The 25,439-nt window shown below is 56.8% G+C and carries 22 protein-coding genes; 9 read left to right on the plus strand and 13 right to left on the minus strand.

Annotated elements, in window-relative coordinates; genetic code table 11:
- Positions 1 to 7: 7 nt before the first annotated feature.
- The 7 genes from tdcA to tdcG all read left to right on the plus strand — a co-directional run bounded on the left by tdcA (position 8) and on the right by tdcG (position 8,892).
- On the plus strand, positions 8 to 946 hold the full coding sequence (tdcA, locus tag Q1L34_RS09605; RefSeq protein WP_004863710.1) for a transcriptional regulator TdcA: 939 nt from the start codon (positions 8 to 10) through the stop codon (positions 944 to 946).
- A gap of 181 nt (positions 947 to 1,127) precedes the next feature.
- The gene (gene tdcB, locus Q1L34_RS09610; RefSeq protein ID WP_004863707.1) at positions 1,128 to 2,117 is read left to right on the plus strand and encodes a bifunctional threonine ammonia-lyase/L-serine ammonia-lyase TdcB; all 990 of its coding nucleotides are present in this window, start codon (positions 1,128 to 1,130) and stop codon (positions 2,115 to 2,117) included.
- A gap of 20 nt (positions 2,118 to 2,137) precedes the next feature.
- Complete coding sequence (gene tdcC / locus Q1L34_RS09615; protein WP_015584057.1) at positions 2,138 to 3,469, plus strand: threonine/serine transporter TdcC; 1,332 nt, start codon at positions 2,138 to 2,140, stop codon at positions 3,467 to 3,469.
- A gap of 28 nt (positions 3,470 to 3,497) precedes the next feature.
- Positions 3,498 to 4,706: a propionate kinase gene (tdcD, locus tag Q1L34_RS09620; protein ID WP_004863687.1), complete on the plus strand. Its 1,209-nt coding sequence runs from the start codon at positions 3,498 to 3,500 to the stop codon at positions 4,704 to 4,706.
- 33 nt (positions 4,707 to 4,739) lie between these two features.
- On the plus strand, positions 4,740 to 7,034 hold the full coding sequence (gene pflB, locus Q1L34_RS09625; RefSeq protein WP_071359569.1) for a formate C-acetyltransferase: 2,295 nt from the start codon (positions 4,740 to 4,742) through the stop codon (positions 7,032 to 7,034).
- 13 nt (positions 7,035 to 7,047) lie between these two features.
- Positions 7,048 to 7,437, plus strand: coding sequence for an enamine/imine deaminase (locus Q1L34_RS09630; protein WP_004863682.1), 390 nt, complete (start codon positions 7,048 to 7,050; stop codon positions 7,435 to 7,437).
- Positions 7,438 to 7,527: 90 nt separating this feature from the next.
- Positions 7,528 to 8,892, plus strand: a complete 1,365-nt coding sequence (gene tdcG, locus Q1L34_RS09635) for an L-serine ammonia-lyase (protein WP_327204478.1) — start codon at positions 7,528 to 7,530, stop codon at positions 8,890 to 8,892.
- 109 nt (positions 8,893 to 9,001) lie between these two features.
- Here tdcG and hpaX read toward each other — a convergent pair whose 3' ends face one another.
- The 13 genes from hpaX to Q1L34_RS09700 all read right to left on the minus strand — a co-directional run bounded on the left by hpaX (position 9,002) and on the right by Q1L34_RS09700 (position 23,034).
- Positions 9,002 to 10,372 (minus strand): 4-hydroxyphenylacetate permease, encoded by a 1,371-nt coding sequence (gene hpaX / locus Q1L34_RS09640; protein ID WP_327204575.1) that lies wholly within the window; start codon positions 10,370 to 10,372, stop codon positions 9,002 to 9,004.
- A gap of 503 nt (positions 10,373 to 10,875) precedes the next feature.
- Positions 10,876 to 11,574 carry an RluA family pseudouridine synthase gene (locus tag Q1L34_RS09645; RefSeq protein WP_071359567.1) on the minus strand — a complete coding sequence of 233 codons (699 nt, stop codon included), beginning with the start codon at positions 11,572 to 11,574 and terminating at the stop codon, positions 10,876 to 10,878.
- A 128-nt stretch (positions 11,575 to 11,702) separates the two neighbouring features.
- Positions 11,703 to 12,713: a type I glyceraldehyde-3-phosphate dehydrogenase gene (gap, locus tag Q1L34_RS09650; protein WP_064358981.1), complete on the minus strand. Its 1,011-nt coding sequence runs from the start codon at positions 12,711 to 12,713 to the stop codon at positions 11,703 to 11,705.
- 78 nt (positions 12,714 to 12,791) lie between these two features.
- On the minus strand, positions 12,792 to 13,772 hold the full coding sequence (locus Q1L34_RS09655) for a GlxA family transcriptional regulator (RefSeq protein ID WP_071359566.1): 981 nt from the start codon (positions 13,770 to 13,772) through the stop codon (positions 12,792 to 12,794).
- Positions 13,773 to 13,966: 194 nt separating this feature from the next.
- A complete protein-coding gene (locus Q1L34_RS09660) occupies positions 13,967 to 15,244 on the minus strand; it encodes a hypothetical protein (protein WP_032717134.1) in 1,278 nt (425 codons plus the stop codon).
- A 117-nt stretch (positions 15,245 to 15,361) separates the two neighbouring features.
- Positions 15,362 to 16,768: an FAD-binding oxidoreductase gene (locus Q1L34_RS09665; RefSeq protein ID WP_160873297.1), complete on the minus strand. Its 1,407-nt coding sequence runs from the start codon at positions 16,766 to 16,768 to the stop codon at positions 15,362 to 15,364.
- Positions 16,769 to 16,794: 26 nt separating this feature from the next.
- The gene (locus Q1L34_RS09670; protein ID WP_004863661.1) at positions 16,795 to 17,610 is read right to left on the minus strand and encodes an ABC transporter permease; all 816 of its coding nucleotides are present in this window, start codon (positions 17,608 to 17,610) and stop codon (positions 16,795 to 16,797) included.
- A gap of 1 nt (position 17,611) precedes the next feature.
- Positions 17,612 to 18,442, minus strand: a complete 831-nt coding sequence (locus Q1L34_RS09675; protein ID WP_004863658.1) for an ABC transporter ATP-binding protein — start codon at positions 18,440 to 18,442, stop codon at positions 17,612 to 17,614.
- The gene (locus Q1L34_RS09680; protein ID WP_004863655.1) at positions 18,439 to 19,422 is read right to left on the minus strand and encodes an ABC transporter substrate-binding protein; all 984 of its coding nucleotides are present in this window, start codon (positions 19,420 to 19,422) and stop codon (positions 18,439 to 18,441) included. Before Q1L34_RS09680 ends, Q1L34_RS09675 begins: the two co-directional genes overlap by 4 nt.
- Before the next feature lie 11 nt (positions 19,423 to 19,433).
- The gene (locus Q1L34_RS09685; protein ID WP_004863652.1) at positions 19,434 to 20,303 is read right to left on the minus strand and encodes a creatininase family protein; all 870 of its coding nucleotides are present in this window, start codon (positions 20,301 to 20,303) and stop codon (positions 19,434 to 19,436) included.
- 22 nt (positions 20,304 to 20,325) lie between these two features.
- Positions 20,326 to 20,781 carry a RidA family protein gene (locus Q1L34_RS09690; protein ID WP_004863650.1) on the minus strand — a complete coding sequence of 152 codons (456 nt, stop codon included), beginning with the start codon at positions 20,779 to 20,781 and terminating at the stop codon, positions 20,326 to 20,328.
- Positions 20,771 to 22,054 (minus strand): amidohydrolase family protein, encoded by a 1,284-nt coding sequence (locus Q1L34_RS09695; RefSeq protein ID WP_004863646.1) that lies wholly within the window; start codon positions 22,052 to 22,054, stop codon positions 20,771 to 20,773. Before Q1L34_RS09695 ends, Q1L34_RS09690 begins: the two co-directional genes overlap by 11 nt.
- Positions 22,055 to 22,065: 11 nt before the next feature.
- Positions 22,066 to 23,034: a PDR/VanB family oxidoreductase gene (locus Q1L34_RS09700; protein ID WP_064358979.1), complete on the minus strand. Its 969-nt coding sequence runs from the start codon at positions 23,032 to 23,034 to the stop codon at positions 22,066 to 22,068.
- Between the two features lie 208 nt (positions 23,035 to 23,242).
- Between Q1L34_RS09700 and Q1L34_RS09705 the strand changes: the two genes are divergently transcribed.
- Together Q1L34_RS09705 and Q1L34_RS09710 are read left to right on the plus strand one after the other, a co-directional pair.
- Entirely contained in the window at positions 23,243 to 24,142 is a 900-nt protein-coding gene (locus tag Q1L34_RS09705; RefSeq protein WP_004863639.1) for a LysR family transcriptional regulator, read from the plus strand.
- A gap of 300 nt (positions 24,143 to 24,442) precedes the next feature.
- On the plus strand, positions 24,443 to 25,432 hold the full coding sequence (locus tag Q1L34_RS09710; protein WP_015584064.1) for an ABC transporter substrate-binding protein: 990 nt from the start codon (positions 24,443 to 24,445) through the stop codon (positions 25,430 to 25,432).
- The last annotated feature ends 7 nt before the right edge of the window (positions 25,433 to 25,439 follow it).

Below are 25,439 nucleotides of genomic sequence, written 5' to 3' on the forward strand. Positions count from 1 at the left end.
GGTTGCTATGAATACCATTCCTCTGCCAAAAACACAGCACCTGGTCGTTTTCCAGGAAGTTATCAGAAGCGGTTCGATCGGCTCGGCAGCAAAAGAATTAGGATTAACTCAACCGGCAGTGAGTAAGATCATTAATGACATTGAAGCCTATTTTGGCACCGAACTGGTGGTCCGTAAAAATACCGGCGTCACCTTGACCAATACCGGTCAGGTACTGCTGTCCTGGTCGGAATCGATTACCCGTGAAATGAAGAATATGGTCAATGAAATGCACAGCATGACCTGTAACACGGTCGTCGATGTCTCGTTCGGTTTTCCTTCGCTGATTGGCTTCACCTTTATGTCTGACATGATTCACAAGTTCAAGAAGGTGTTTCCTAAAGCCCAGGTATCGATGTACGAAGCGCAGCTCTCCTCGTTCCTGCCGGCCATTCGCGACGGGCGTCTCGACTTCGCCATTGGCACGCTGAGTGATGAAATGAAGCTCCACGATCTGCACGTGGAACCGCTGTTTGAGTCGGAGTTTGTGCTGGTGGCCAGCAAGTCACGAACATGCATCGGCACCACCACGCTGGCGTCGTTGCAGAACGAACAGTGGGTGTTGCCGCAAACCAACATGGGTTACTACAGTGAACTCCTCACCACGCTACAGCGCAGCGGCATCAACAGTGAAAACATCGTTAAAACCGACTCTGTCGTCACAATTTATAATCTTGTTCTCAATGCTGATTTCCTGACCGTTATTCCTTGCGATATGACAACGCCCTTTGGATCCAACCAGTTTATTACCATCCCGATTACCGAAGCATTACCAGTTGCCCGCTATGCGGCAATTTGGTCAAAGAATTATCGCATTAAAAATGCCGCCTCGGTATTGGTGGAATTAGCAAAAGAATATTCAGCATCTGGTGGTTGCAGAAAAAGACAATTAATCGAAGTTGAGTAGTTAAACAGATTTATTCTTGGTTATAAATTCATATCATCGCGCTGATTATCAGCCGTTGGTACCGGCTAACTATACCCTGAATAATTCAAACCGTAGCGTCGGTGGGGAAATAATCCTGCCGGGAAAGATACGCTTTGAAACATGACGGAACTATTATTTGATATCCAGTTAAGAGGCTATAATGCACATTACATACGATCTCCCGGTTGCCATTGACGATATCCTCGAAGCAAAGAAAAGACTGGCAGGTAAGATTTATAAAACAGGCATGCCGCGCTCTAATTATTTTAGCGAGCGCTGTAAAGGTGAAATATTCCTCAAGTTTGAGAATATGCAACGCACCGGGTCGTTTAAAATCCGCGGCGCCTTTAACAAACTCAGTTCACTAAGCGAAGCTGAAAAGCGTAAGGGCGTGGTGGCATGTTCCGCCGGCAACCATGCGCAGGGGGTCTCGCTCTCCTGCGCCATGCTGGGAATCGACGGCAAAGTGGTGATGCCGAAAGGGGCGCCGAAATCCAAGGTCGCCGCCACCTGCGATTATTCAGCGGAAGTGATTCTGCACGGCGATAATTTCAATGACACTATTGCTAAAGTCAGCGAAATTGTCGAAATGGAAGGTCGCATATTTATTCCTCCGTATGACGATGCCAAAGTTATTGCCGGGCAGGGGACCATTGGCCTGGAAATCATGGAAGATCTTTATGATGTCGATAATGTCATTGTGCCAATCGGCGGCGGCGGTCTGATTGCCGGCATCGCGGTAGCGATTAAATCTATTAACCCGACCATTCGAATTATTGGCGTGCAATCAGAAAATGTCCACGGTATGGCCGCGTCTTATTATGCTGGCGCTATTACCAGTCACCGAACGACCGCTACTCTGGCCGATGGCTGCGATGTTTCACGCCCGGGAAATCTCACTTACGAAATCGTTCGCGAACTCGTCGATGATATTGTTCTGGTCAGTGAGGATGAAATTCGCAATAGCATGATCGCATTAATTCAGCGCAATAAAGTTATTACCGAGGGCGCCGGGGCGTTAGCCTGCGCCGCATTATTAAGCGGGAAGTTAGATAGCTATATTCAGAACCGGAAAACCGTCAGCATTATTTCTGGTGGCAATATCGATCTTTCTCGCGTTTCGCAAATTACTGGTTTAGTTGACGCTTAATCTTATGTTGAGGACAGGATATGAGTACTACTGATAGCATTGTATCCAGCGAGACAAGACAGTCATCCTGGCGTAAATCGGACACCACGTGGACCCTGGGATTATTTGGTACTGCCATCGGCGCCGGGGTGCTCTTTTTCCCCATTCGCGCCGGGTTTGGTGGTTTAATCCCGATTCTTTTGATGCTGGTTTTAGCTTACCCCATCGCCTTTTATTGCCACCGGGCGCTGGCCCGGCTCTGTCTGTCCGGTTCGAATGCCTCCGGTAACATCACTGAGACGGTGGAAGAGCATTTCGGGAAAACGGGTGGCGTGGTCATCACGCTCCTCTACTTCTTCGCCATTTGCCCGCTGCTGTGGATCTACGGCGTCACCATTACCAACACCTTCATGACCTTCTGGGAAAACCAGCTGCAGATGCCGGCGCTGAACCGCGGTTTTGTCGCGCTGTTCCTGCTGCTGCTGATGGCGTTTGTCATCTGGTTCGGGAAGGATCTGATGGTCAAAGTGATGAGCTTCCTGGTCTTTCCGTTCATCGCCAGCCTGGTGCTGATTTCGCTGTCGCTGATTCCCTACTGGAACTCTGCGGTTATCGATCAGGTGAACCTCAGCGATATCGCCTTAACCGGGCACGATGGCATCCTCGTGACCGTGTGGCTGGGGATTTCTATCATGGTTTTCTCCTTTAACTTTTCGCCGATTGTCTCCTCGTTTGTGGTCTCGAAGCGGGAAGAGTATGAAAAGGATTACGGCCGCGATTTTACCGAGCGCAAATGTTCGCAGATTATCTCCCGTGCCAGTATGTTGATGGTCGCGGTGGTGATGTTCTTCGCCTTCAGCTGCCTGTTCACGCTGTCGCCGGAAAACATGGCGGATGCGAAAGCGCAGAACATTCCGGTGCTCTCTTACCTGGCAAACCACTTTGCCTCCATGTCCGGCAGCAAATCGACCTTTGCAACGGTACTGGAGTACGGCGCATCGATTATCGCCCTGGTCGCCATCTTCAAATCGTTCTTCGGCCACTATCTCGGTACCCTTGAAGGGTTGAATGGACTGGTTCTCAAGTTCGGCTATAAAGGTGATAAAACCAAAGTCTCTACCCGCAAGCTCAACACCATCAGCATGGTCTTCATTATGGGTTCCACCTGGGTGGTGGCTTATGCCAACCCCAATATCCTCGACCTGATTGAAGCGATGGGCGCGCCAATTATTGCCTCACTGCTGTGTCTGTTACCGATGTATGCCATCCGTAAAGCGCCGTCGCTGGCGAAATATCGTGGCCGGCTGGATAACCTGTTCGTCACCGCGGTGGGTTTACTGACCATTCTGAATATCGTCTACAAACTGTTTTAATTAAGCTCAGGATGAGCGGAGTGATGAAATGAATGAATTCCCGGTAGTACTGGTCATTAACTGTGGATCGTCTTCAATTAAATTTTCAGTCCTTGATGCAAGCAGCTGTGATGTTTTAATGGCGGGAATTGCCGACGGGATTAATTCTGAAAACGCTTTTTTATCCATTAACGATGGAGAGCCAGTTAAGCTGGCTCACCGTAGCTACGAGGGGGCATTAAAGGCCATTGCCTTTGAACTGGAAAAACGGTCGTTAATCGACAGCGTGGCCTTAATTGGCCACCGTATTGCCCACGGCGGAAATATATTTACGGAGTCCGTGGTAATTACCGAGGAGGTTATTGACAATATCCGTCGGGTGTCGCCGTTAGCGCCGTTGCATAATTACGCTAACCTCAGCGGCATTGCCTCCGCGCAACAGCTCTTCCCGGGGGTCAGGCAGGTGGCGGTGTTTGATACCAGCTTCCACCAGACGCTGGCGCCAGAGGCCTATCTCTATGGGCTGCCGTGGAAGTATTTTGAGGAGCTCGGCGTGCGCCGCTACGGTTTTCACGGCACCTCGCATCGCTATGTTTCTCAGCGGGCGCAGAGCTTGCTGGCGCTGCCGGAAGCGGATTGCGGACTGGTTATCGCCCATCTGGGCAACGGGGCCTCTATCTGCGCCGTGCGCAACGGACAGAGCGTGGATACCTCAATGGGGATGACGCCGCTGGAAGGGCTCATGATGGGCACCCGCTGTGGCGATGTCGACTTCGGCGCCATGGCATGGGTCGCCCGCGAAACCAACCAGACCCTCAGCGATCTTGAGCGGGTGGTGAACAAGGAGTCCGGGCTGCTTGGCATTTCCGGCCTCTCTTCCGATCTGCGGGTGCTGGAGAAGGCCTGGCACGCCGGTCATGACCGCGCCCGGCTGGCGATTAAAACCTTTGTCCATCGGATTGCCCGCCATATTGCCGGTCATGCCGCGTCGCTGCATCGTCTCGACGGGATTATTTTTACCGGCGGCATCGGTGAGAACTCGTTGTTAATTCGTCGCCTGGTGATTGAACATCTGGCGGTACTGGGGGTTACCCTGGATCCTGATATGAATAGTCTGCCCAATTCCCACGGCGAAAGAATTATTTCCACCGATTCCGCCCGGGTTATTTGCGCGGTTATTCCGACTAATGAAGAGAAAATGATTGCCCTCGATGCGATTCACTTAGGAAAAATTAGCGCACAAGTGGAATTTGCATAATTTATTTTTTGTTCTGTAGAGAGACTATTTTTCATGAAGGTAGATATCGATACCAGCGATATGCTGTATGCCGAAGCGTGGCAAGGTTTTAAAGGGACGGACTGGCAAGCAGAAATTAATGTCCGTGATTTTATTCAGCACAACTATACGCCTTATGAAGGGGACGAATCCTTTCTTGCCGAGGCCACGCCGGCAACCACCGCACTGTGGCAAAAAGTGATGGCGGGAATACATATTGAAAATGCGACTCACGCCCCGGTCGATTTCGATACGAATATTGCCACTTCGATTACCGCGCATGATGCCGGCTATATTGAACAGGAACTGGAAAAGATCGTTGGACTGCAAACGGAGCAACCGCTGAAGCGCGCGCTGCATCCGTTCGGCGGTATCAACATGATCAAAAGTTCTTTCGAGGCCTACGGTCGTGAAATGGATCCGCACTTTGAATATCTGTTTACCGACTTGCGTAAAACGCACAATCAGGGGGTGTTCGATGCCTATTCGCCGGATATGCTGCGCTGTCGTAAATCTGGCGTACTGACCGGGCTGCCGGATGGCTACGGCCGCGGACGCATTATCGGCGACTATCGCCGCGTGGCGTTGTACGGTATCCATTATCTGGTGCGCGAACGCGAGCTGCAGTTTGCCGATCTGCAGTCCAACCTGGAGTACGGGCAGAATCTGGAAGCGACGATTCGCCTGCGCGAAGAGCTGGCGGAACACCGCCGCGCGCTGCTGCAAATGCAGGAGATGGCGGCGAAGTACGGTTGCGATATCTCCCGCCCGGCGCGCAATGCTCAGGAAGCGGTACAGTGGGTCTATTTTGCCTATCTGGCGGCGGTCAAATCGCAAAACGGCGGCGCCATGTCGCTGGGCCGCACCGCCACTTTCCTCGATATCTACATTGAGCGCGATTTCAACACCGGGCGCTTAACCGAGCAGCAGGCTCAGGAGCTGATCGACCACTTCATTATGAAGATCCGCATGGTGCGTTTCCTGCGTACGCCGGAGTTCGACACGCTCTTCTCCGGCGACCCTATCTGGGCGACCGAAGTGATCGGTGGCATGGGGCTCGACGGGCGGACGCTGGTGACCAAAAACGCCTATCGCTATCTGCATACGCTGCATACCATGGGGCCGGCCCCGGAACCAAACCTTACCGTTCTCTGGTCCGAAGCGTTGCCGATCGCCTTCAAGAAATATGCGGCCCAGGTCTCCATCGTCACCTCCTCATTGCAGTATGAAAACGATGACTTAATGCGGGTCGATTTTAACAGCGACGACTACGCCATTGCCTGCTGCGTCAGTCCGATGATTATCGGCAAGCAGATGCAGTTCTTCGGCGCGCGCGCCAATCTGGCGAAAACCCTGCTGTACGCGATTAACGGCGGCGTGGATGAGAAGCTGAAAATTCAGGTCGGGCCGAAAACGGCGCCGCTGATGGATGAGGTGCTCGACTATGACACGGTGATGGACAGCCTCGATCACTTTATGGACTGGCTGGCGGTGCAGTACATCAGCGCGCTCAACATCATCCACTATATGCACGACAAGTACAGCTATGAAGCTTCGCTGATGGCGCTGCATGACCGCGACGTGTATCGCACCATGGCCTGCGGCATCGCCGGGCTGTCGGTGGCGACCGATTCGTTGTCGGCGATCAAGTACGCGAAGGTGAAACCGGTCCGCGACCATACCGGGCTGGCGGTTGATTTTGTCATCGAAGGCGACTACCCGCAGTATGGCAACAACGATCAGCGGGTCGACAGTATCGCCTGCGATCTGGTCGAACGCTTTATGAAGAAGATTAAAGTGCTGCCGACCTACCGCAATGCTGTACCAACCCAGTCGATTCTGACCATCACCTCCAACGTGGTCTATGGGCAGAAAACGGGCAACACCCCGGACGGTCGCCGGGCCGGTACGCCGTTCGCGCCGGGGGCGAACCCGATGCACGGTCGCGATCGCAAAGGGGCGGTGGCGTCATTAACCTCTGTCGCTAAGCTGCCGTTCACCTATGCCAAAGACGGTATCTCCTACACCTTCTCTATTGTTCCCGCCGCGCTGGGCAAAGAGGAGACCACGCGCAAAACCAACCTGGTGGGGCTGCTGGACGGCTACTTCCATCACGAAGCACACGTTGAAGGCGGACAGCACCTGAACGTCAACGTGATGAACCGGGATATGTTGCTCGATGCCATCGAACACCCGGAAAACTACCCGAACCTGACGATTCGCGTCTCCGGCTATGCCGTGCGCTTCAATGCGCTGACTCGCGAACAGCAGCAGGATGTCATTTCACGCACCTTTACCCAGGCGCTGTAGCGCCGGAGGAACGATGAGAAAGATCATTGCAACCCCACACGCGCCGGCGGCCATTGGCCCCTATATTCAGGGCGTCGACCTCGGCTATCAGGTCATGACCTCGGGACAGATTCCGGTCTGCCCGCAGACGGGAAAGATTGCCGACAACGTGGCCGATCAGGCGCGTCAAAGCCTGGAAAACGTTAAGGCGATCGTGACGGCGGCGGGGCTGGAGGTGGGCAGTATCGTGAAGACCACCGTCTTTATTACCGACCTTAATGACTTTGCCACTATCAATCAGGTCTATCAGCACTTCTTTGATGAGCATCAGGCGACCTACCCGACGCGCAGCTGCGTGCAGGTTGCCCGCCTGCCAAAGGATGTAAAGCTGGAAATTGAGGCCATCGCGGTACGCGACCTCTGAGGCAGCGGCGGCGGGGCAAGCCTGTTTTGCCCTGCCGCCCAACACCGGTGGCTCCTGCTCTCCACGCAACGGCAACCCGAGGATGGGGATATGATTAGCGCATTCGATATTTTTAAACCCGGTATTGGTCCTTCCAGTTCGCACACCGTAGGGCCGATGAATGCCGGAAAACGTTTTATCGACCAACTGGTGAACATGGGCGATATCGCGCATATCACGCGTATCGTGGTCGACCTCTATGGTTCTCTGTCGCTGACCGGTAAAGGTCATGCGACCGATGTCGCGATTGTTATGGGACTGGCGGGAAACAGCCCGCAAAATGTTGATATTGACGCCATGCCGGCATTTATTCAGCAGGTGATGCACAGCGGGCGTCTGCCGGTCGCTAACGGCGTGCAGAGCGTAGACTTTCAGATGGCGGACGACATCGTGTTCCACGCGCAAACCCTTCCGTATCACGAAAACGGGATGCGTATTACCGCCTGGAGTGGCGCGCAGGCGTGGGCGAGCCAGACCTACTATTCGGTCGGCGGCGGTTTTATCGTCGAAGAGGGGGCCTGCAGGGGAACGCAGGATGCCGACGTCCCGGTGCCCTATGATTTTCGCTCCGCCAGCGAACTGCTGCGGCTTTGCGAACGCAACGGCCTGTCGGTCTCCGGACTGATGCTGCAAAACGAGCTGGCGCTGCGCAGTAAGGCGGAGATTGACGCGGGTTTTATGCATATCCACGCGGTGATGCGCGATGGTATCGAGCGCGGGATGAATACCGAAGGGGTGTTGCCCGGTCCGCTGAATGTCCCGCGTCGCGCGGCGGCGTTAAGGCGTCGGCTGGTTTCCAGCGATAGCCTCTCCAGCGACCCGATGAACGTCATTGACTGGATCAATATGTTCGCCCTGGCGGTCAGCGAAGAGAATGCCGCGGGCGGGCGAGTGGTGACCGCGCCCACCAACGGCGCCTGCGGAATTATTCCCGCCGTGCTGGCCTATTACGATAAATTCCGCCGTCCGGTTAACGCCGGCTCGCTGGCGCGCTATCTGCTGGCGGCGGGGGCGATTGGCGCGCTGTATAAAATGAATGCGTCGATTTCGGGGGCTGAAGTTGGCTGTCAGGGGGAGATTGGCGTCGCCTGCTCGATGGCGGCGGCGGGGTTGACCGAACTGCTTGGCGGCAGCCCGGCGCAGGTCTGCATTGCGGCGGAAATCGCCATGGAGCATAACCTCGGCCTCACCTGTGACCCGGTTGCCGGCCAGGTGCAAATTCCCTGTATTGAGCGGAATGCGATTAATGCGGTTAAGGCCGTCAATGCGGCACGTATGGCGCTGCGCCGCACCTCCGAGCCACATGTTTCGTTGGATAAGGTTATCGAAACGATGTACGAAACCGGCAAGGATATGAATGATAAATACCGCGAAACCTCCCGGGGCGGGCTGGCGATAAAAGTGCTCTGCGTGTAGGCCGTGCTGCAATCGCGGGGGAGGGCGAGGCCCGGTGGGGAGAATATCAGGAGGCGGCAGATTACCGCCCCCTGATACCTTATTGGCGGGAAAATCAGACGGTCAGCGCTTACAAAGCGCGTTGTTTCACCGCCGTTTTCATCGGAATCAAGGCAATCACCACCGCGCCCAGCACGAGGAACCCGGCGACCATAAAGATACCGGCGTTGAAATTCCCCGTGACGTCTTTCAGCCAACCCATCAACAGCGGCCCCAGCGCCGCGCCGGTCATGCCGGTCGCATTGATGACCGCAATCCCCAGCGCCCGCGCACGTAGAGAAATGGACTGGTCAGGGGTAGTCCAGAAAATGACCATCGCGGCAAAGGCGCCGGCAGAAGCCATTACGATCCCGGTGAACTGCAGCAGCGGGTTGCTGCTGGAGGCGGTGAGCATCCAGCCCGCCGCCGCGAACAGATAGGGCAGCAGCGTATGCAGCTTACGCTCCTTCAGGCGGTCGGAACGCTTACTCCACCAGATCATCCCGACGATGGTACAGATTTGCGGAATCGCACTCAGGATCCCGATGGTGATATTACTGCTCTGCTCGTTGAAGCTGCGCAGAATCAGCGGCGCCCAGACGCTGAGGGCGCTCAGGGTATTGGTCAGGCAGAAATAGGCCAGCGTGTAGAGCATGATAACCGGGGTAAACAGCTCCCGCAGCATGCTGCGCTGAGACAGCGGCAGGCTGGCTTCGCTGAGTCGCGATTGCTGTACCGCCGCGCGGTCGGCATCCAGCATCTCTTTTAAACAGGCTTTATCATCGGCAGTCAGCCATTTGGCTTTATCCGGGCTGTCATCAAGCCAGAACCACACGACCAGTCCGAGCAGCACCGACGGAAACCCTTCCAGCAAAAAGAGCCACTGCCAGCCTTTCAGATTCAGCACGCCGTCGAGATTCAGAATATACCCGGAAGCCAGCGAGCCAAGCGCCATGGTGACGGGCATCGCAATCATAAACAGGGCATTGGCGCGGGCGCGGTATTGCGCCGGGAACCAGAAGGTTAAGTACAGCAACAGCCCCGGCAGGAAGCCGGCTTCGGCAATCCCCACCAGCATTCTCAGCGCGTAAAGACTGTTCGGGCCGGTGGCGAACATGGTGGCGGTGGAGGCTATTCCCCAGACCACCATCAAAATAGCGATCCAGCGGCGGGCGCCGACGATACTGAGCATGATGTTGCTGGGGATGCCGCAGATCACGTACATCACGTAAAACAGGGTGGTGGCCAGGCCGAACATGGTGCTGGTGAGCCCCAGATCTTTGCCCATGGTCAGGCCGGCAAAGCCAATGTTGATGCGGTCGAGGTAGGAGAATACGAACAGAATAAAAAGAAAAACGATTAAGCGACGAAATAATTTATTGATGACGGATTGCTGACGGGCATCCAAAGGTCTCGCCTCCGAGGAGGGCGGGACCAGTACCTCGGAGCGGGTCTGTTCCATTGAAGGACTATTGTTCATCAAAAGCTCCACATTGTGATTATTAGTATTGGTCAACAGGTCGGCTAAACGTATAGGAAACAGACAGGGATAACGTCAATTTAATGTTCAATAAATGATACGGAATTGTTACTTAATCGACATATTGGAATCATAATGAGAGCCAGATCGCCTGGGAATAATACGCCAGGGCTGGCATGTTCAGTCGGCGGATCTCGGTAGATTCGCACTCACGGTGAGGCAAAAAAAGCGCGGTTGCTGACCAGGTGCAGAGAGGCAGGGCGTGAAAGGGACGAGGAAACAGAGAGGTTATGTGCAGTTGCGAAGAGAGCTGATACGGCTAATTACTTGAATATTCATGTAATTAGCCTGTGGCTCCACGCCCGTAACCGATGGGGGTTCCGCTTAAAAGCTATCGTCAGAAATATGATTCATTTTTATTAGCTTGCTACATAATAATGAAGCCGGTTTTAAAGCGCCGCGGCGACTGTCCGGCATCGGGAGATTCAGAACGGACTGTCATTGCGCGCGGTGACGGGCTCGCCGCTGACAGGGTGAACAAAATGCAGTTCGCTGGCATGCAACATGAGCCGCGGCGCGTGTGCGCTGCCCGGCCACGTCAGACCACCGTAGAGATCGCAGCCCAGGATCGGGTGCCCCAACAGTTGACAATGGATACGCAGCTGGTGGGTGCGTCCGGTTTCCGGGAATAGCTGTACCCGGCTCAGCGGCAGCAGGCTACCCTCTGCGCCTTCACGGGTAAGGCGTTCTGTCACCCGGTAGCGGGAACGGGCGGGCTTGCCGGTGATGGCGCAAATGGCCATGCGCGGAAAGCGGGCCGGATCTTTGGCAATGGCGGCATCGATTGCGCCTTCATCCTCACGCAGATGCCCGCACAGCAGGGCGCTGTATACCTTAGTCACCGAACGTTGGCTGAACTGATGGCTTAGCGCCGCATTAATGGTTTTATTCTTTGCCACCACCATCAGCCCGGACGTACCAAAATCGAGACGGTGAACGAGAGTACAGCCGGGAAATTGCTGCACCAGCCGATGGTGCACCGAGTCAAGATTCTGCGGATTTTTCCCCGACAGGCTGAGCAGCCCGCTGGGCTTATTGATCAGCAGCAGGTGCTCGTCCTGATACAGGATGCCAATGGCTTCGTGGCAGGGGGGCGCAATAAACGTATCGACGATGGTGGACATGAGCAGGTGCCTGAAAAGGGTGGGGGCGGATAATAGCGAATTTTCCGCCCGCTGGCGATTGCGGCGGCACGACTCGGGGTTGCCGGCTGCGGCGGCCCGGACTTGCCGGGTCGCCGCAGCCAACGTTGTTACTGCTCGCGTCGGGCCATAAACTGCGCCAAATCGACCAGACGATTTGAGAAGCCCCATTCGTTGTCATACCACGCGAGGATCTTGACCATATTCCCGCCAATCACCAGCGTCGACAGACCATCAATAATGGAAGAACGCGGGTCGCCCTGATAGTCGCTGGAGACCAGCGGCTCGTCGCTGTAGCCGAGAATACCCTGCAAGGGGCCAGCGGCAGCGGCCTGGCGGAATGCCTCATTCACCTCTTCTGCCGTCACGTCGCGCTCCAGCGTGACGGTGAGATCGACAATCGACACCACCGGCACCGGAACGCGCAGCGAGTAGCCGGTCAGACGACCATCGAGTGCCGGAATCACTTTACCCAACGCTTTGGCCGCGCCGCTGGAGTAGGGAACGATGGATAACGCTGCCGCCCGGGCGCCGCGCAGATCTTTTTCCGGCTGGTCATGTAGCGCCTGGCTGTTGGTGTAGGCGTGGGTGGTATTCATCAGGCCATGCTTGATCCCGAAATGCTGATGCAGAACCTGAGCGGCCGGGGCAAGGCCGTTGGTGGTGCAACTGCCGTTGCTGACGACCGAATGCTGCTGCGGATCGTAAAGCGCGTGGTTAACCCCCATCACGATGGTTAAATCGTCATTCTTGCCGGGCGCCGAGATAATCACCCGTTTCGCCCCGCCGCTGTGAATGTGAACCGCCGCTTTTTCACGTTCGGTAAAGAACCCGGTGGCTTCGATGACGATGTCCACCCCCGCATCTCGCCACGGAATACGCGCCGGGTCACGTTCGCTATAGACGATGACGGGTTGGCCATCGACGCTAAGCTCTCCGTCGGCCGCCTCCACGGCCACCGGCAGGGTGCCCAGCAGCGAGTCATATTTCAACAGGTGGGCCAGCGTTTTGCTGTCAGTCAGATCGTTGATTGCCACAATCTGAATATCCGGATTGCCCAGCGCCGCGCGCAGGACGTTACGCCCGATTCTGCCGAAACCATTAATACCGACCTTAACCATGATCAACTCCTTATTTGTTGTCTCTGGTGGTACTTTAGGTTTCCGGCATTTCGGCGTAAATGACGAATAACGATCACTTTACGCCATTTTTCGGCAGTGAAAGCGCTGACGATATTCTCCCGGCGTCAGATGCAGCTGCTTTTCAAAGACCCGCCGCAGGTTGATAGCGCTACCAAATCCCGTTTGCTCAGCAACGCGTTCCAGCGTGTCGTAACTCTGCTCGAGCCGCTCTCTGGCGGCGGCAAGGCGCGCTTCGGCGACGTAGCGCGCCGGAGAGACCCCGGTTTCGCGGGTAAACACGCGGGTGAAATTGCGCGGGCTCATGGCGACCTTTTCCGCCAGGTTCTCCACGCACAGGTTGCCGGTGAGGTTGTCGAGCATCCACTTAAGCAGATCGCCAATCGGCCCAGGGCTGTTGATTTGCCGCAGGTTATAGCGGCTAAACTGCAGCTGGCCGCCGGGGCGACGGAGGTACATCACCATATCCTGGGCGATATCGCGGGCGAGGCTAAAGCCGTAATCGTCTTCCACCAGGGCCAGCGTCAGGTCGAAACCGGAGCTGACGCCGCCGGAGGTCCAGATCGGACCGTCCTGAATATACAGCGGCCCGCCTTCCACCCGCACCGCCGGGAAGGCCGACTGCATGGCGTCCAGCAGCTTCCAGTGGGTGGTGGCCCGCCGGCCGTTCAGCAGACCGCTTTGCGCCAGCAACATCGCGCCGCCGCATACGGAGGCGATGCGCCGGGCGTGGGGCGCGGCAAGACGCAGCCAGTCGACAACGGCGGTACCTTCCTGCTCGTTTTGCCCTCTGCCGGTGATGATGATGGTATCGAGCGGTTCGCGCGGATCCACTTCGTGAAGGCGGTGGTCGGCAAGCAGATTCAGCCCGGACTGACCGTGGATCACCTGGTGGGGCTGGGTGGTGGCGACGGCGACACGATAACGCGGCGCCAGAGCGCCGTCGGCATGCAGCCGGTTTGCCTGCATCAGAATGTCGGCAATACCGGCGGACTCAAACAACATGCCGCCATCGGGGACGATAATCAGTATTTTCTTCATGTCCTGAAAAGTAAACCTTTAACAAAATAAGTCAACAGGCAAGGTGGGGGTTACTTCGTAAGGACGAGGGCAGGCTGCCGGCACATTCAGGCGCGGCTCTGGAAGAAGAAAAAGGGCATCAAAGCGACCATTGTCCATTGATGCCCGGGCGTTAACCCCGCTGGCGCACAGGGAGGGGGGCTGCCGTCAGGCAGTTAAAAGTCATACTGGAGGGCCAGACGATTTTGCCAGAAATTTTTATCCGAGGTGGAGTTGGTCTGTACGCCGGCAAAGTCCGTCAGACTCAGCCCGTTCAGCAGCCCTCCGAAACGGTAGGTGCCGTAGATCAGGTATTCAGACTGGTGGCTGCTGGAAGCGCCTGCCGTCGGGGTTAAATCCATAAACGAGTAGCGGCTGCCGAGAGAAACCTGCTCCGTGGCGGCCCAGTTCAGATCGGTGGAGTAGGCGTTGCCGCTGCCCAGGTCCTGGGTACTGGTAAAGAAGGGCTGAGCGAAGTAGGGTCCGGAAGAGGTATTGTGTGCGTACGGCGTCACCAGGGCGCCGTTGCCATAAGCATTACCGTTGGCGGCGATGTGGTTATAATTCAGCGTCCACGCCAGAGACGGGAGCAGCTTCATACTGAACTGCGCGCCATAGCTGGTGCTGTTCACTTCGCCGGCCAGCGCTTTACCTTCGCTCAGGCCGCGAATGAACTGGAGGCCAATTTTGGGCGCCGTGGCATATTCGTTCCACGAGAGAAAACTGTCGGCATAGACGATCCGCGTATAGTCGTCATAGTTTTCGTACCACATCTGGGCGTTAACTTTGCGATCGCCAAACGGTATGGATCGCCCGCCGCCGACGCCCCACATCCCGTTGGTACTTTGCTCAATGTCGGTATAGGCGGTGGTATCCAGAAACTGGTCGTCGCCCCAGGGTTTATAGCGAGTGATTTTCGTGGCATGCAGGAAATTGTCGCTATCGCCATAGCTGGCATCAATCGCCCGGAAAAGTATTGGCGTAATGCGCCAGTCATAGTCGCCGATGAAAGGAATATTAATCCGCTGGTCGCCGGCGGTGATCCTGAACTGGTCATAATGCCAGCTGAGCCAGGCTTCGCCGACGCCGGTTTGATTGGGGCCGAGTTCGTTAACCAGATGGTCATCGTTATGGGAAATCCCGCGCTGGAGAATGCCGCTGACGCCGAGGCTGACGCCATAATATTCCGCCGTGGCATATTTTACGCTGCCGCCGTAGCTGACCGTGTCCTGCGATAGCCCTGAAACAAAATAGGCGTTATGGGTTGAATAATATAATGTGCGCAGGCTGCCGCTGACGCTACCGCAGGTAAAGAATTCGGTGAGTGAACTGGCGATACCGGATTCACAGTCGTGGGTTAATGGAATAGCGGCATGGCTGGCATGGATAAATACCCCCTGGGAAATGAGCAAGGCGCCCAGCGTCGCTCCACGGTATATGGTTTTGCGTTTCATTGACATCACCCTGTTAAATATCACTGCAATTTCGGAAAGAAAAATACCGGCCACGAATATGGCGGATAATCACCTTGTGCTTTTATTTTGTAGGGCGCCAGGTAGATGGCCTGAATTTTATTTATCGGTTAATGACAACGGGTTGCTGTCTAAGACTAACTGGTCGCGCAGTGCCCAGCCGCGCAGCTTGCCCGGGTTTAGCAAACCATCGGGGTCGATATATTGTTTAACGGCCACGACATCCGGGCGAATAATTCCCTGCTTGCCATCTTCAACCTGAAAAACATGCGGGTTATTAATCTTGATATCGTTATCGCGAAATATCTGCATAATCTCATTGAGTCGCTCTTCTGTTGAATAACGCACCAGTTGCAGGCCGCTGGCGGTAATATTGCCATCATTATCGCGGAGGAATTCAATATGCGATATAACTTCCCCGGCGAAGCGCTGTTCCATCTGCAAAATTTGCTTCGGGAAGTGCTGATAATTAAACGCCGTTTGTAAGTAAGTCAGCGTATTGTCGACTTTGAGCGCATGTAGCGTGGTGTGGTTCCAGCAATATTCCATTAATGAGGTATGGCTCTCCCGGGCCTCATCGCTACTCTGGCGGATGGCATTTTCTCCCCGATGCTTCAGCATCAGACCGGTACAGAGTCCTTCGCTCTCCTCGGCGATAACGCTGATGACCGCGTGTTGCCCGGCCCGATAATGGCCGTTAAGGTGGCTAAAATAGTCGGGGATTGGCGCGGCAAGCAGCGCCAGCTGGCGCTTGACGAAACCGGGAGAACGGAGGCACTCGTTGGCATAATTCAGAGCATCGGCGAAGTCGTCAAACACATCCAGGCGTTCGATCCAGCGATGGACGGGGGCCAGCGCCAGTTCGACTTCAAGAATAATGCCGTTGCTGCCGTAGGCGTGGTGTAGCAGCAGCGCCTGCGGAGCTGGAATAGTCAACACCCGGGGAGACGCTTCAACGGTCATCACTTTGACGCTGAGCACGTTGCCGGGGGCAGCCAGGGGGCCGTAGTTAATGGAGCCGATGCCGCCAAAGCCGCCGCAGTAGAGGCCGCCTAAGCTGGCCAGACGGAAGGTTGACGGCATGCAGCGCAGCTCCCATCCGGTCGGGTGAGTGGCGGCTTCAATCTCCGCCAGGCGAATGCCAGCTTGGGCGCGCACCGTGCCGTTCTTGAGTTCGCAGATCCGGTTCAGGGCGGTCATATCGACCAGCACTCCGCCCTCAAGGGGCACCAACTGGCCATAATTACCGGTGGCGCTACCGCGCAGGGTCAGCGGCAGCTGCTGCGCTACGCAGGCGGCAACCAGCTGCCGCAGCTCTTCCTGGTCGCGCGGACGGACCACCGCGTCCGCCTGCTTTCCTTCCAGCTGCTGGTTGAGCACCGGGCTGAACCAGTGGAAATCGCGGGAAAGACGTTTGATCTTCGCTGGCTGTAAGGTCCACTCCAGTTCCGGTAATGCCTGCTGGATCAGCGCGACCGCCTGTTGACGTTGCTCACGAGTCATCATGTTTCTACCTGTTAATCATCAATACGTTAATGAGATTGCACCGCTTCGCTTTCATGCCATGCGCTGAGCGCCCGGCGCGATACCCACGACATCACGCCAAACAGCGCGATACCGGCGAGGGAAATTAACAGCAGAGCGGCAAACATCAGCGGGATGTCCAGCTGGTAACCCGCCTGCAGGATCTGATAGGCAAGGCCGGTATTGGTGCCTCCGGTCCCGGCGACAAACTCCGCCACCACGGCGCCGATCAGCGACAGGCCGCTGGAAATACGCAGGGCGCCGAAGAAATAGGGCAGCGCGGAGGGAATGCGCAGTCGCACCAGGGTTTGCAAGCGGCTGGCATGGTTGAGCCTGAAATAGCTCAGCAGGCCGGGCGACACGCTGCGCAATCCCTGGGTGGTATTGGAGATAATCGGAAACACCGCCATCAGGGTGGAGCACACTACCAGCGAGAGGGTGGCGTCCTTCACCCAGATAATGATCAGCGGCGCGATAGCGACAATCGGCGTTACCTGCAAGAAGACGATGTACGGAAACAGCGCGGTTTCCACAAAACGGTTCTGCACCAGGATAAACGCAATGGCGGTGCCGATGACGATCGACAGGAGAAACGAGATCAGGGTGATCTTCAGCGTGAACAGCAGCGACAGCAGCAGCGGCGTCAGATGCGTCCACAGGCTTTCCACCATCACGAGCGGGGAAGGCACCAGAAATTGCGGGATGCGGAAATAGCTGACCGCCCCCTGCCACAGCATAATCACCAGGACCGCGACGAGGGTCGGGTAGAGAATTTTGAGAAAGCGGGGATGATTAATCCACGGTGTTGATTTAGCGGCTTTCATATTATGGCTCCATACCGGATTGGCTTGCCTGTAAGAGGCTGTCCTGCAACTGCCGGGCATAGTGGGAAAATGTCGGGCTGACGCGGAACTCCTCGCTGCGTGGGAACGGCTCCCGGATGGCGATATCTTCGACCACCCGGCCGGGGCGGGCCGCCATCATAATCACCCGCTGAGAGAGGAATACCGCTTCATGGATCGAATGGGTGACGAACACCACCGTCAGGTTTTGCTCTTGCCAGAGACGCAGCAGATCGCTATCGAGCTTATTGCGCGTAATTTCATCCAGCGCGCCGAAGGGTTCATCCATCAGCAGCAGTTTTGGCCGCGTCACCAGACCACGGGCGATGGAGACGCGCATCTGCATGCCGCCGGAGAGTTCGCGCGGCAGGACGTTGGCGAACTTGCCCAGCCCCACCAGCTCAAGGGCTTCGCTCACCCGGGTGTTGGCTTCTGCTCGTGGGACGCCGGCAAGATCCAGGGGCAGCCGGACGTTGCTATGGACGCTGCTCCAGGGCATCAACGTGGCTTCCTGGAAGACGAAAGAGAGGGGAAGCTGGGCTTTTTCCCGGCTGTCGCGACGCCACAGCATCAGCTTACCGTCGCTGGGTTCCACCAGACCGGCGACCATCTTCAACAAGGTGCTCTTCCCGCAGCCGGAGGGACCGAGCAGGGTCACAAACTCGCCCTGATTGATGGTCAGATTGACGGGCAGCAGCGCCCGGGTGCCGTTGCTGTAAATTTTTTCCGCCGAGAGTACTTCGATGGCCGGCGTCGCGGGCGCCTGGGCGAAGCGACTGTCGCTCATGACGGTGAGTTTAGGGGCGGTATTCATGGCATGACTCCGGCATCTTTGACCATATCCAGGGTATAGGTCTGCTCAAAAGGTACTTTGCTGGCGTCGATCAGCTTGTTTTTCACCAGCATGTCCCAGGTTTTTTTCAGCCGCGGTTGGGTGATGATACCGATGCCGTCGGTCATCGCATCGCCGCCGGTGACCAACTGATATTTCTTCATCTGGGCTATGCCAAAGGCGATCTGCTCGGCGCCCATTTGCGGGTTCGCTTTGCTAATCAGTTGATTACCGGCAATGGGATCCTGAAGATAGCTTTTCCAGCCTTCCATCGAGGCTTTGACGAATGCCGCTACGGCCGCCGGGCGCTTCTTGATGGTGTCGGCCATACAGATAATCGAGTTGCCGTAGGGAGGGTAGCCCCAGTCGCTGAGCGGATAGACGTAGAACGGCTGCCCCCCTTTGGCGACGGAGAACGGCTCGGAGGTTACGTAGCCCTGCTGCACCAGATTTTTATCCGCCAGGAACGGCTGAACGTTGAAGGTATAGGGGCGCACTTTGGTGTTGCCCAGCCCCAGTTCGCTCTTCGCCCACGGCCAGAAAGAGGTATAGGCTTCGGTAGCGAGCAAGAAGGTTTTATCTTTTAATTCTGCCGGGTTATTCACCTTATCATGGGTGATAAATACCGTCGGCGAATGCTGGAAAACGGTGGCGACGGTGACGGCGTGCACGCCGGCCTGCCAGGTCTCCAGCGCCTGGCCGTTATCGCCGAGGGTGCAGTCCGCCTGACCCGCTGCCATCAGTTGCATGACGTTGATCTGCGGGCCGCCCATTTTAATCTCGACATCGAGGCCGGCGTTTTTATACAGCCCCTTGGCCTGGGCCTGATAGAAACCACCGTGTTCCGCCTGGGCATACCAGTTGGTCAGGAAAGTAAATTTTTCCGCCGCGAGGCAGGATGCAGAGGCGGCGATGGCCGTAAGGGCCAGCATCGTGTAAGCCGGAGTACGCATATTTTTCATCAGAGTTCCTTTTACTCAGCAACGGAAGAGGAGGGGGCGGACTGCACAAAGCCGTTCCAGTGGTGTTTTCCCCAGCTCGCTTCGTGACGTACGACCCACTCCATGCGGTGGATTTCGCTAATCGCCTGCGCCCAGCTGACGGCCAGGGATTCGAGTAACCCCTGGCCCTGCTCCAGAGTCGCCGGGGTCGGGTCGCCGATAACGCCGCTGGGGCCAAAATCGAAGGAAGCCCAGGCCGCCGCGGGGCGGCCTTTTGACAGGGTCGGGCAGGGGAACGGCGGCGGAAAGTTGGCGACGGCGCGCTCCATATGAACGCACTCCGGCGCAAGGGCCAGCATTAGCGCCGTCTCGCTATGGCCCGCGTGCATCGCCATTTTTTGTTCCTGAGGGCTGAGAAACTGCTTTTCGCTATTGGGGACGTTGAACACGTCGTGCGCGATGATGATCATATCGCCATGACGCAGGCGCATTTCCCGGGAGGCCATCTGCAGCACCTGCGGCTGTCCGCCGTGACCGTTGATCATCAGTAGCTTGCGAAAGCCGGCGCGATACAGGGATTCGGCTATCTCAAGGAGGGTATGCAGCAGCGTGTCGCCGCTCAGGGTCAGGGTACCGGGAAAATGCAGATGCTCGTCGGACTTTCCGTAGGTAATCGGCGGGATGGCGTAGGCCGGGATATCCGCCGGCAGCCGGGCGAGGGCATGTCCCGCCACGCCGGAAGAGATCACGCTGTCCACGGAACAGGGCAGATGCGGACCGTGTTGCTCGATGGCTCCGGTGGGGAGCACGATAACCGTATTGCTTTTGTCCGGCAGGGCGGCAATCGCCGTCCAGCTCAGAAAAGGGAGAAAGCGCTCTGCAGGAATATAACCGTTGATCATCGCTGTGCCTCTGGGTCGAGAATTATTGGGGTAACCAGACCGTCGCTTCGACTTCAATCAGCACCGTGGCGTCGGGCAGCATTTCGCTGACCTGTACCACGGTCGACACCGGCGGCTGGTCGGGGTAAAACAGCTTTCTTACCCGGCTGTAATAGGGAAAATGGTCGAGGTTGCGAAAGTACTGCACCAGCTTGATGACGTCGCTCATCTGCCCGCCCGCGGACTCCACGGTCCGGCGGATGCTTTCCAGCACGTACCAGCTCTGGGCCAGAATCGGGCCCTGTTTGGCATCCGTCGAAAACTCGCCCGTTTGCCCCAGCAGTTCCCGCACCTCCTCCGGCACATCCTGAAAGCCGTTGACGATGGTGCCGTTCAGCGGATTGACCGGAATAATGCCGGAGAGAAAAATAAACTCGCCGGCTCTGCGCCAGGCGGCATACCGCGCCAGCGGAGCGCCCGCGCCTGCTTCAAGACTCATACGTCATCTCCTGTCGCCACACCCGCTGGTGGGTTAACCTGCCGCGGTTAATCACCAGACGAGCTGCACTGTTTAAAGGCCAGGTAAACCTGTCGCTACCCGGGAAAATCACCACGCTGGCCGCGTTGCCGACGGCGAAAGGCGCAGCGTCTGCCGGCGCACCGGTTAACGCCGCCCGATCGCAAATCAGCTGCGACTGACGGTCGAAAACGTCGCTGAGCTGGGCGCTGAACAGGCCGCAGGCCAGGGTATCCAGCGGGTCATAGCTCCCCGCCGGGCAGAAAGCGTCCTGCACATTGTCGCAGCCGAGGAGGGTGGCAACGCCGGCGCAGCGGGCCTCCTGAAGCAACGTGATCCCCCGCTGGCGCGGCGTGCGGCCAGTAACCGCATCCTGTAGCAGCAGGTTGGTCATCGGCAGGGCGATAAGGGTGACGGAGTGGGCCGCCAGCTGGCGCAGGATCTTCTCCGCCTGCTCTTCGCTGCCGCAGGCCAGGGCGCAGCCGTGGCTGCAGCAGAGGCGTCCCGGAAAAGCGTGGCGGGAGAGGTACTCCGCCAGCCAGGCCAACCCCCGCGGATTGTCGCTGAGCTCCTCATCGATATGCAGATCCAGATCCAACCGCCAGCGCGTCGCGCTGCGCAGCAGGTTTTCCATCGCCGCGGGATCCCAGTTAGAGGAGTGGACAAACCCGCCGAGCAAGCAGCCCTCGCCGCCTTCGGCCACCGTCTGCGCGATGGCCTCCGCGGCGGCCGGATCGGCAAACAGTCCCAGCGGCACCAGAGCCACCCGCTCGACGCTGATGCCGGGATGGTCCAGGCGGGCGATCTCCTGCCAGGCGTCAGGCGCGGCGGCGGTGAACCAGTCAATATGGGTGCGCAGATGAGTGACGCCATTGGCCGCCGCCCGGGCCAGTGCGGCGGACGCACGGCGCTGGAGATCCTGTGCGGTCCAGTGCCGGCGATCCTCGTGCATGGCGCGAATAGCGGCCAGTAGACCGGGTTCCGACGGACGGCAGCGTTCAATGGTATAGGTCTTATCCAGATGGGCATGGGGTTCAACAAGGCCGGGCAGCGTCAGCGCTCCACCGAGATCCCATAAGCCGTGATTCGCCTGGCCGGATGGCGCTATCGTCGCGATCTGCCCGTCGGCAAAGGTCAGGTCCGCGGTCAGCGGCGTGCCGTTATGCTCCGTTGGCCAACCCGCAGGTAGCGCCCATGCCGGGAGACGGGCGTTGCTGACGCCGGCAAGCGGCGTGTGGGGGGAGGGAATGTGCATCGTCGCTCTCCTCACAGGTCGAGAACCAGAACCGGCGTTTTCGCCCGCGAGCAGCACAGGGTAATCTGACGGTTCCCGGCTTTTTCTTCCGCCGTCAGGACGCTATCCCGGTGCTCAGGAATGCCGTCGATAACGTCGGTAATACAGGAGCCGCAGATCCCCTGCTCGCAGGAGAGCATGACCTCGACGTTGGCGTGCAATAATACCTCGGCGATGGTTTGTTCCGGCGCAACCTGCAGGCGCTGGCCGGTTGACGCCAGCTCAATATAAAAACCTTTATTCTCCACATCATGATTCAGCCCGCCGGAGGTAAAACGTTCAAATGAGAATTGCGAGGCCTGCCAGCCATATATTGGCATCATATCCTGTAGCCGCTGAATAAAGCCGTCCGGGCCGCAGGCAATGACCGCCGTATCGACGTCAGGCGCGGTTAAACAGGCGGGGATCTCCCGGCGCAAAGAGTCCCCCTCGTCGCTGCAATGGATAACGATCTTTCCCGTCGCAGAGAGCCGCTCCAGCCGCGCGGCAAAGGCCACGTGACGGGCGGTGGAGACATAATAATGTATTTCAAAATCAATATGTTGCCGTGCTATCTCTTCAGCCATCGCCAGCAGAGGAGTGATACCGATGCCGCCGGCCAGCAGCAGGTAACGTCCGGCTGCCGGCAGTGGAAAATGGTTGCGTGGACGGGAGATGGTGAGTCGGTCGCCGGGCTTAAGCGCATGATGCAAATAGCGGGAGCCGCCGGAGGAGATATCTCCGAGCTTGACGCAGACTTCATAACTCTGGCGGTGGTCAGGCATCCCGCAGAGGGAATATTGCCGCGGGCCGACGCCCGGAATCATAATATCGATATGGGCTCCCGCAGAATAGCCGGGTAATATTTTCCCGCCTTCGGGAATAAATTTTAATGACAGATTACTCTGCCCGTTCAGGCTTATTTCCTTGACCGATACAGGAATCAGATCGCCGTCTTTCATTAACGTTTACCATCCCATATTAAGCTGTCTGCAGGGCGGCCTGAGTCAGCGAAGGGAGAAAATGCCCTGCGCCGTAGGCTGTCCGCCAGGTGAGTTAATTGGTGAAACGATTGTTTCTCCGCTATGAATGCTACGGTATTGTGATAAAACTGTTGCGTCCAGAGCTTTGATTCGCACAACCCGTTGCAAAAAAGAGAGCACCCAGACCATGTTTGCATTCTCCCGTTTTCTGCTGTATTTCACCGAAGTGGCCCGTCAGGGGTCGTTTCGTAAAGCGTCAGAGGCGCTGCATGTCTCGGCGTCTTCCATCGATCGTCAGATTTTGCGCGTCGAAAATGAGCTGGCGATGCCGCTATTCGAGCGCCATCCGACGGGACTGCGCCTGACGGCCGCCGGGGAGCTGCTCCTGCACGCGGCAAATAACTGGAAAAAGGACTTTACCCGGGTGTGCGAGCAGCTGGATGACCTGCGCGGGCTGCGGCGCGGGCATGTGCGCATCGCCACTATCGATGCCATTAACCGGCATTTCTTTTCGGCGATGCTGAAGGAGGTGCATAACCATTATCCCAACATTTCGTTTACATTAACCACCATGAACAATATCAACATCCAGCAGGCGCTGATCTCGGGCGAGGCGGATTTTGGTATCATGCTCAACCCCCAAAGTTCCCGCGAACTGCAGGTCCGGGCCTTTGCCGAAATGAATATCGGGATCGTGGTGCCCAAAGGCCACCCGTTGGAAAGCCGCAGCACCGTACGATTTAATCAGTGCATCGAGTACCCGTTTATCATTCCTTCCGCGCCGCTGATGATCAGCGAGCCGGTGGAAGCGCTGGTGAATATCAGCGGCAATGAGGTTAGGGAAGTGGCTGTTTCTAATAACATTCATATGATAAGAACCCTGATAAAAGAGCAGATGGGAATCGGTATTTTGTGTCGTCTTGATATTCTGGATGAGATTCAGTCCGGCCAGCTGGCGTTTATTCCGTTGACCGATCCGCAGCTTAAACCCTTCACGCTGGCGCTGTGCGTATCCCCCGCCCGGCAGCTGTCGCTGGCTGCCTCCATGATGCTCAAGCAGCTGGAAATTCTCTTCAGTCAGATTTGATACCCGGCACTAAAACAATCCACTAATGCACCATTATGGTGCGCTTTGTGTGTTGATGAATCAAAGGTTGCATAAGCGGGTCGCTGGAACAGCGCATTCCTGCGGGGGCGTCGTGAGATGACGGATGCCGATCGTACCTGGCATCGTTTTTGTATAACGGAATATGAGTAGAAGCGGTCAGTACGATTTATCCGTACGGGACATTGCTCAGTAACCATTTCGCGGTTCAACGTTGACCGGGGTGGGAGGCTGAGCCGTTGTCCGCTCGTCCTCTTTCCCGGCGTTATGAGGAGAGGGGCAATGAAAATACGTTCACGCACTCCCTGGGGCTACCGTGTGCTGGGTCTGGTGGCCCTGAGCGGTATGTCTCTGGCCGTTGAGGCCGAGGAGAAAATTGTTTTGCTGACCTCCTGGTACGCCCAGGCGGAGCAGGGCGGCTATTATCAGGCGCAGGCGACGGGGATCTACAAAAAATATGGCCTGGAGGTCGACATTCGCTCCGGAGGCCCCCAGGTTAACGGCATGCAGCTGCTGCTATCAAAACGGGCGGACGTTATTATCGGCTACGATCTGCAGCTGCTGGAAGGCATTCAGCGGGGATTCCAGGCCAAAGCCATTGCTGCTCCCTTTCAGTATGATCCCCAGGGACTGCTGACCCATACCGATGTCGCTTCACTGGAGGGACTGAAAGGGAAAACCATTCTGGTCTCCAGCTCCGGTCAGGCAACGTGGTGGCCGTGGCTGAAGGGGCAGTATCAACTGAATGATGCCCAGGCCCGACCCTATACCTTCAATATTCAACCCTTTGTCGCGGATGACAACGTCGCCCAGCAAGCCTACGTCAGTTCCGAGGTTTTCCAGGTGCAAAAGGCGGGGGTGAAATCAAACTTCTTCCTGTTTTCCGAACACGGCTATCCCCCCTACGGCGGCATTCTGATTGCCCGTCCGGAAACCATCGCCGACCGTAACGCGGCGCTGGCAAAGTTTGTCCGCGCGTCGATGGAAGGCTGGGTGAGCTACCTGAACAACCCGGCCCCGGGAAATGCGTTGATTAAAAAAGATAACCCCAAAATGACCGACGATCTGCTGGCCTGGGCCGTCACGCAAATCCGCCAGCATCATCTGATTGATGGCGGCGACGCCGCCAGCGAGGGCTGGGGGACGATGACGGAAACGCGCTGGCGGAAGACCCGTGATTTTATGGTCAGCGCCAACCTGCTGGATACCGCTACCGACTGGAAGCAGGCCTATACCACCGAGTTTGTGCAGACTATGCAGATTAAACCCTGAGGAGTGA

The organism is Klebsiella ornithinolytica (assembly GCF_030505655.1).
In the GTDB taxonomy this organism is placed as follows: domain Bacteria; phylum Pseudomonadota; class Gammaproteobacteria; order Enterobacterales; family Enterobacteriaceae; genus Klebsiella; species Klebsiella ornithinolytica.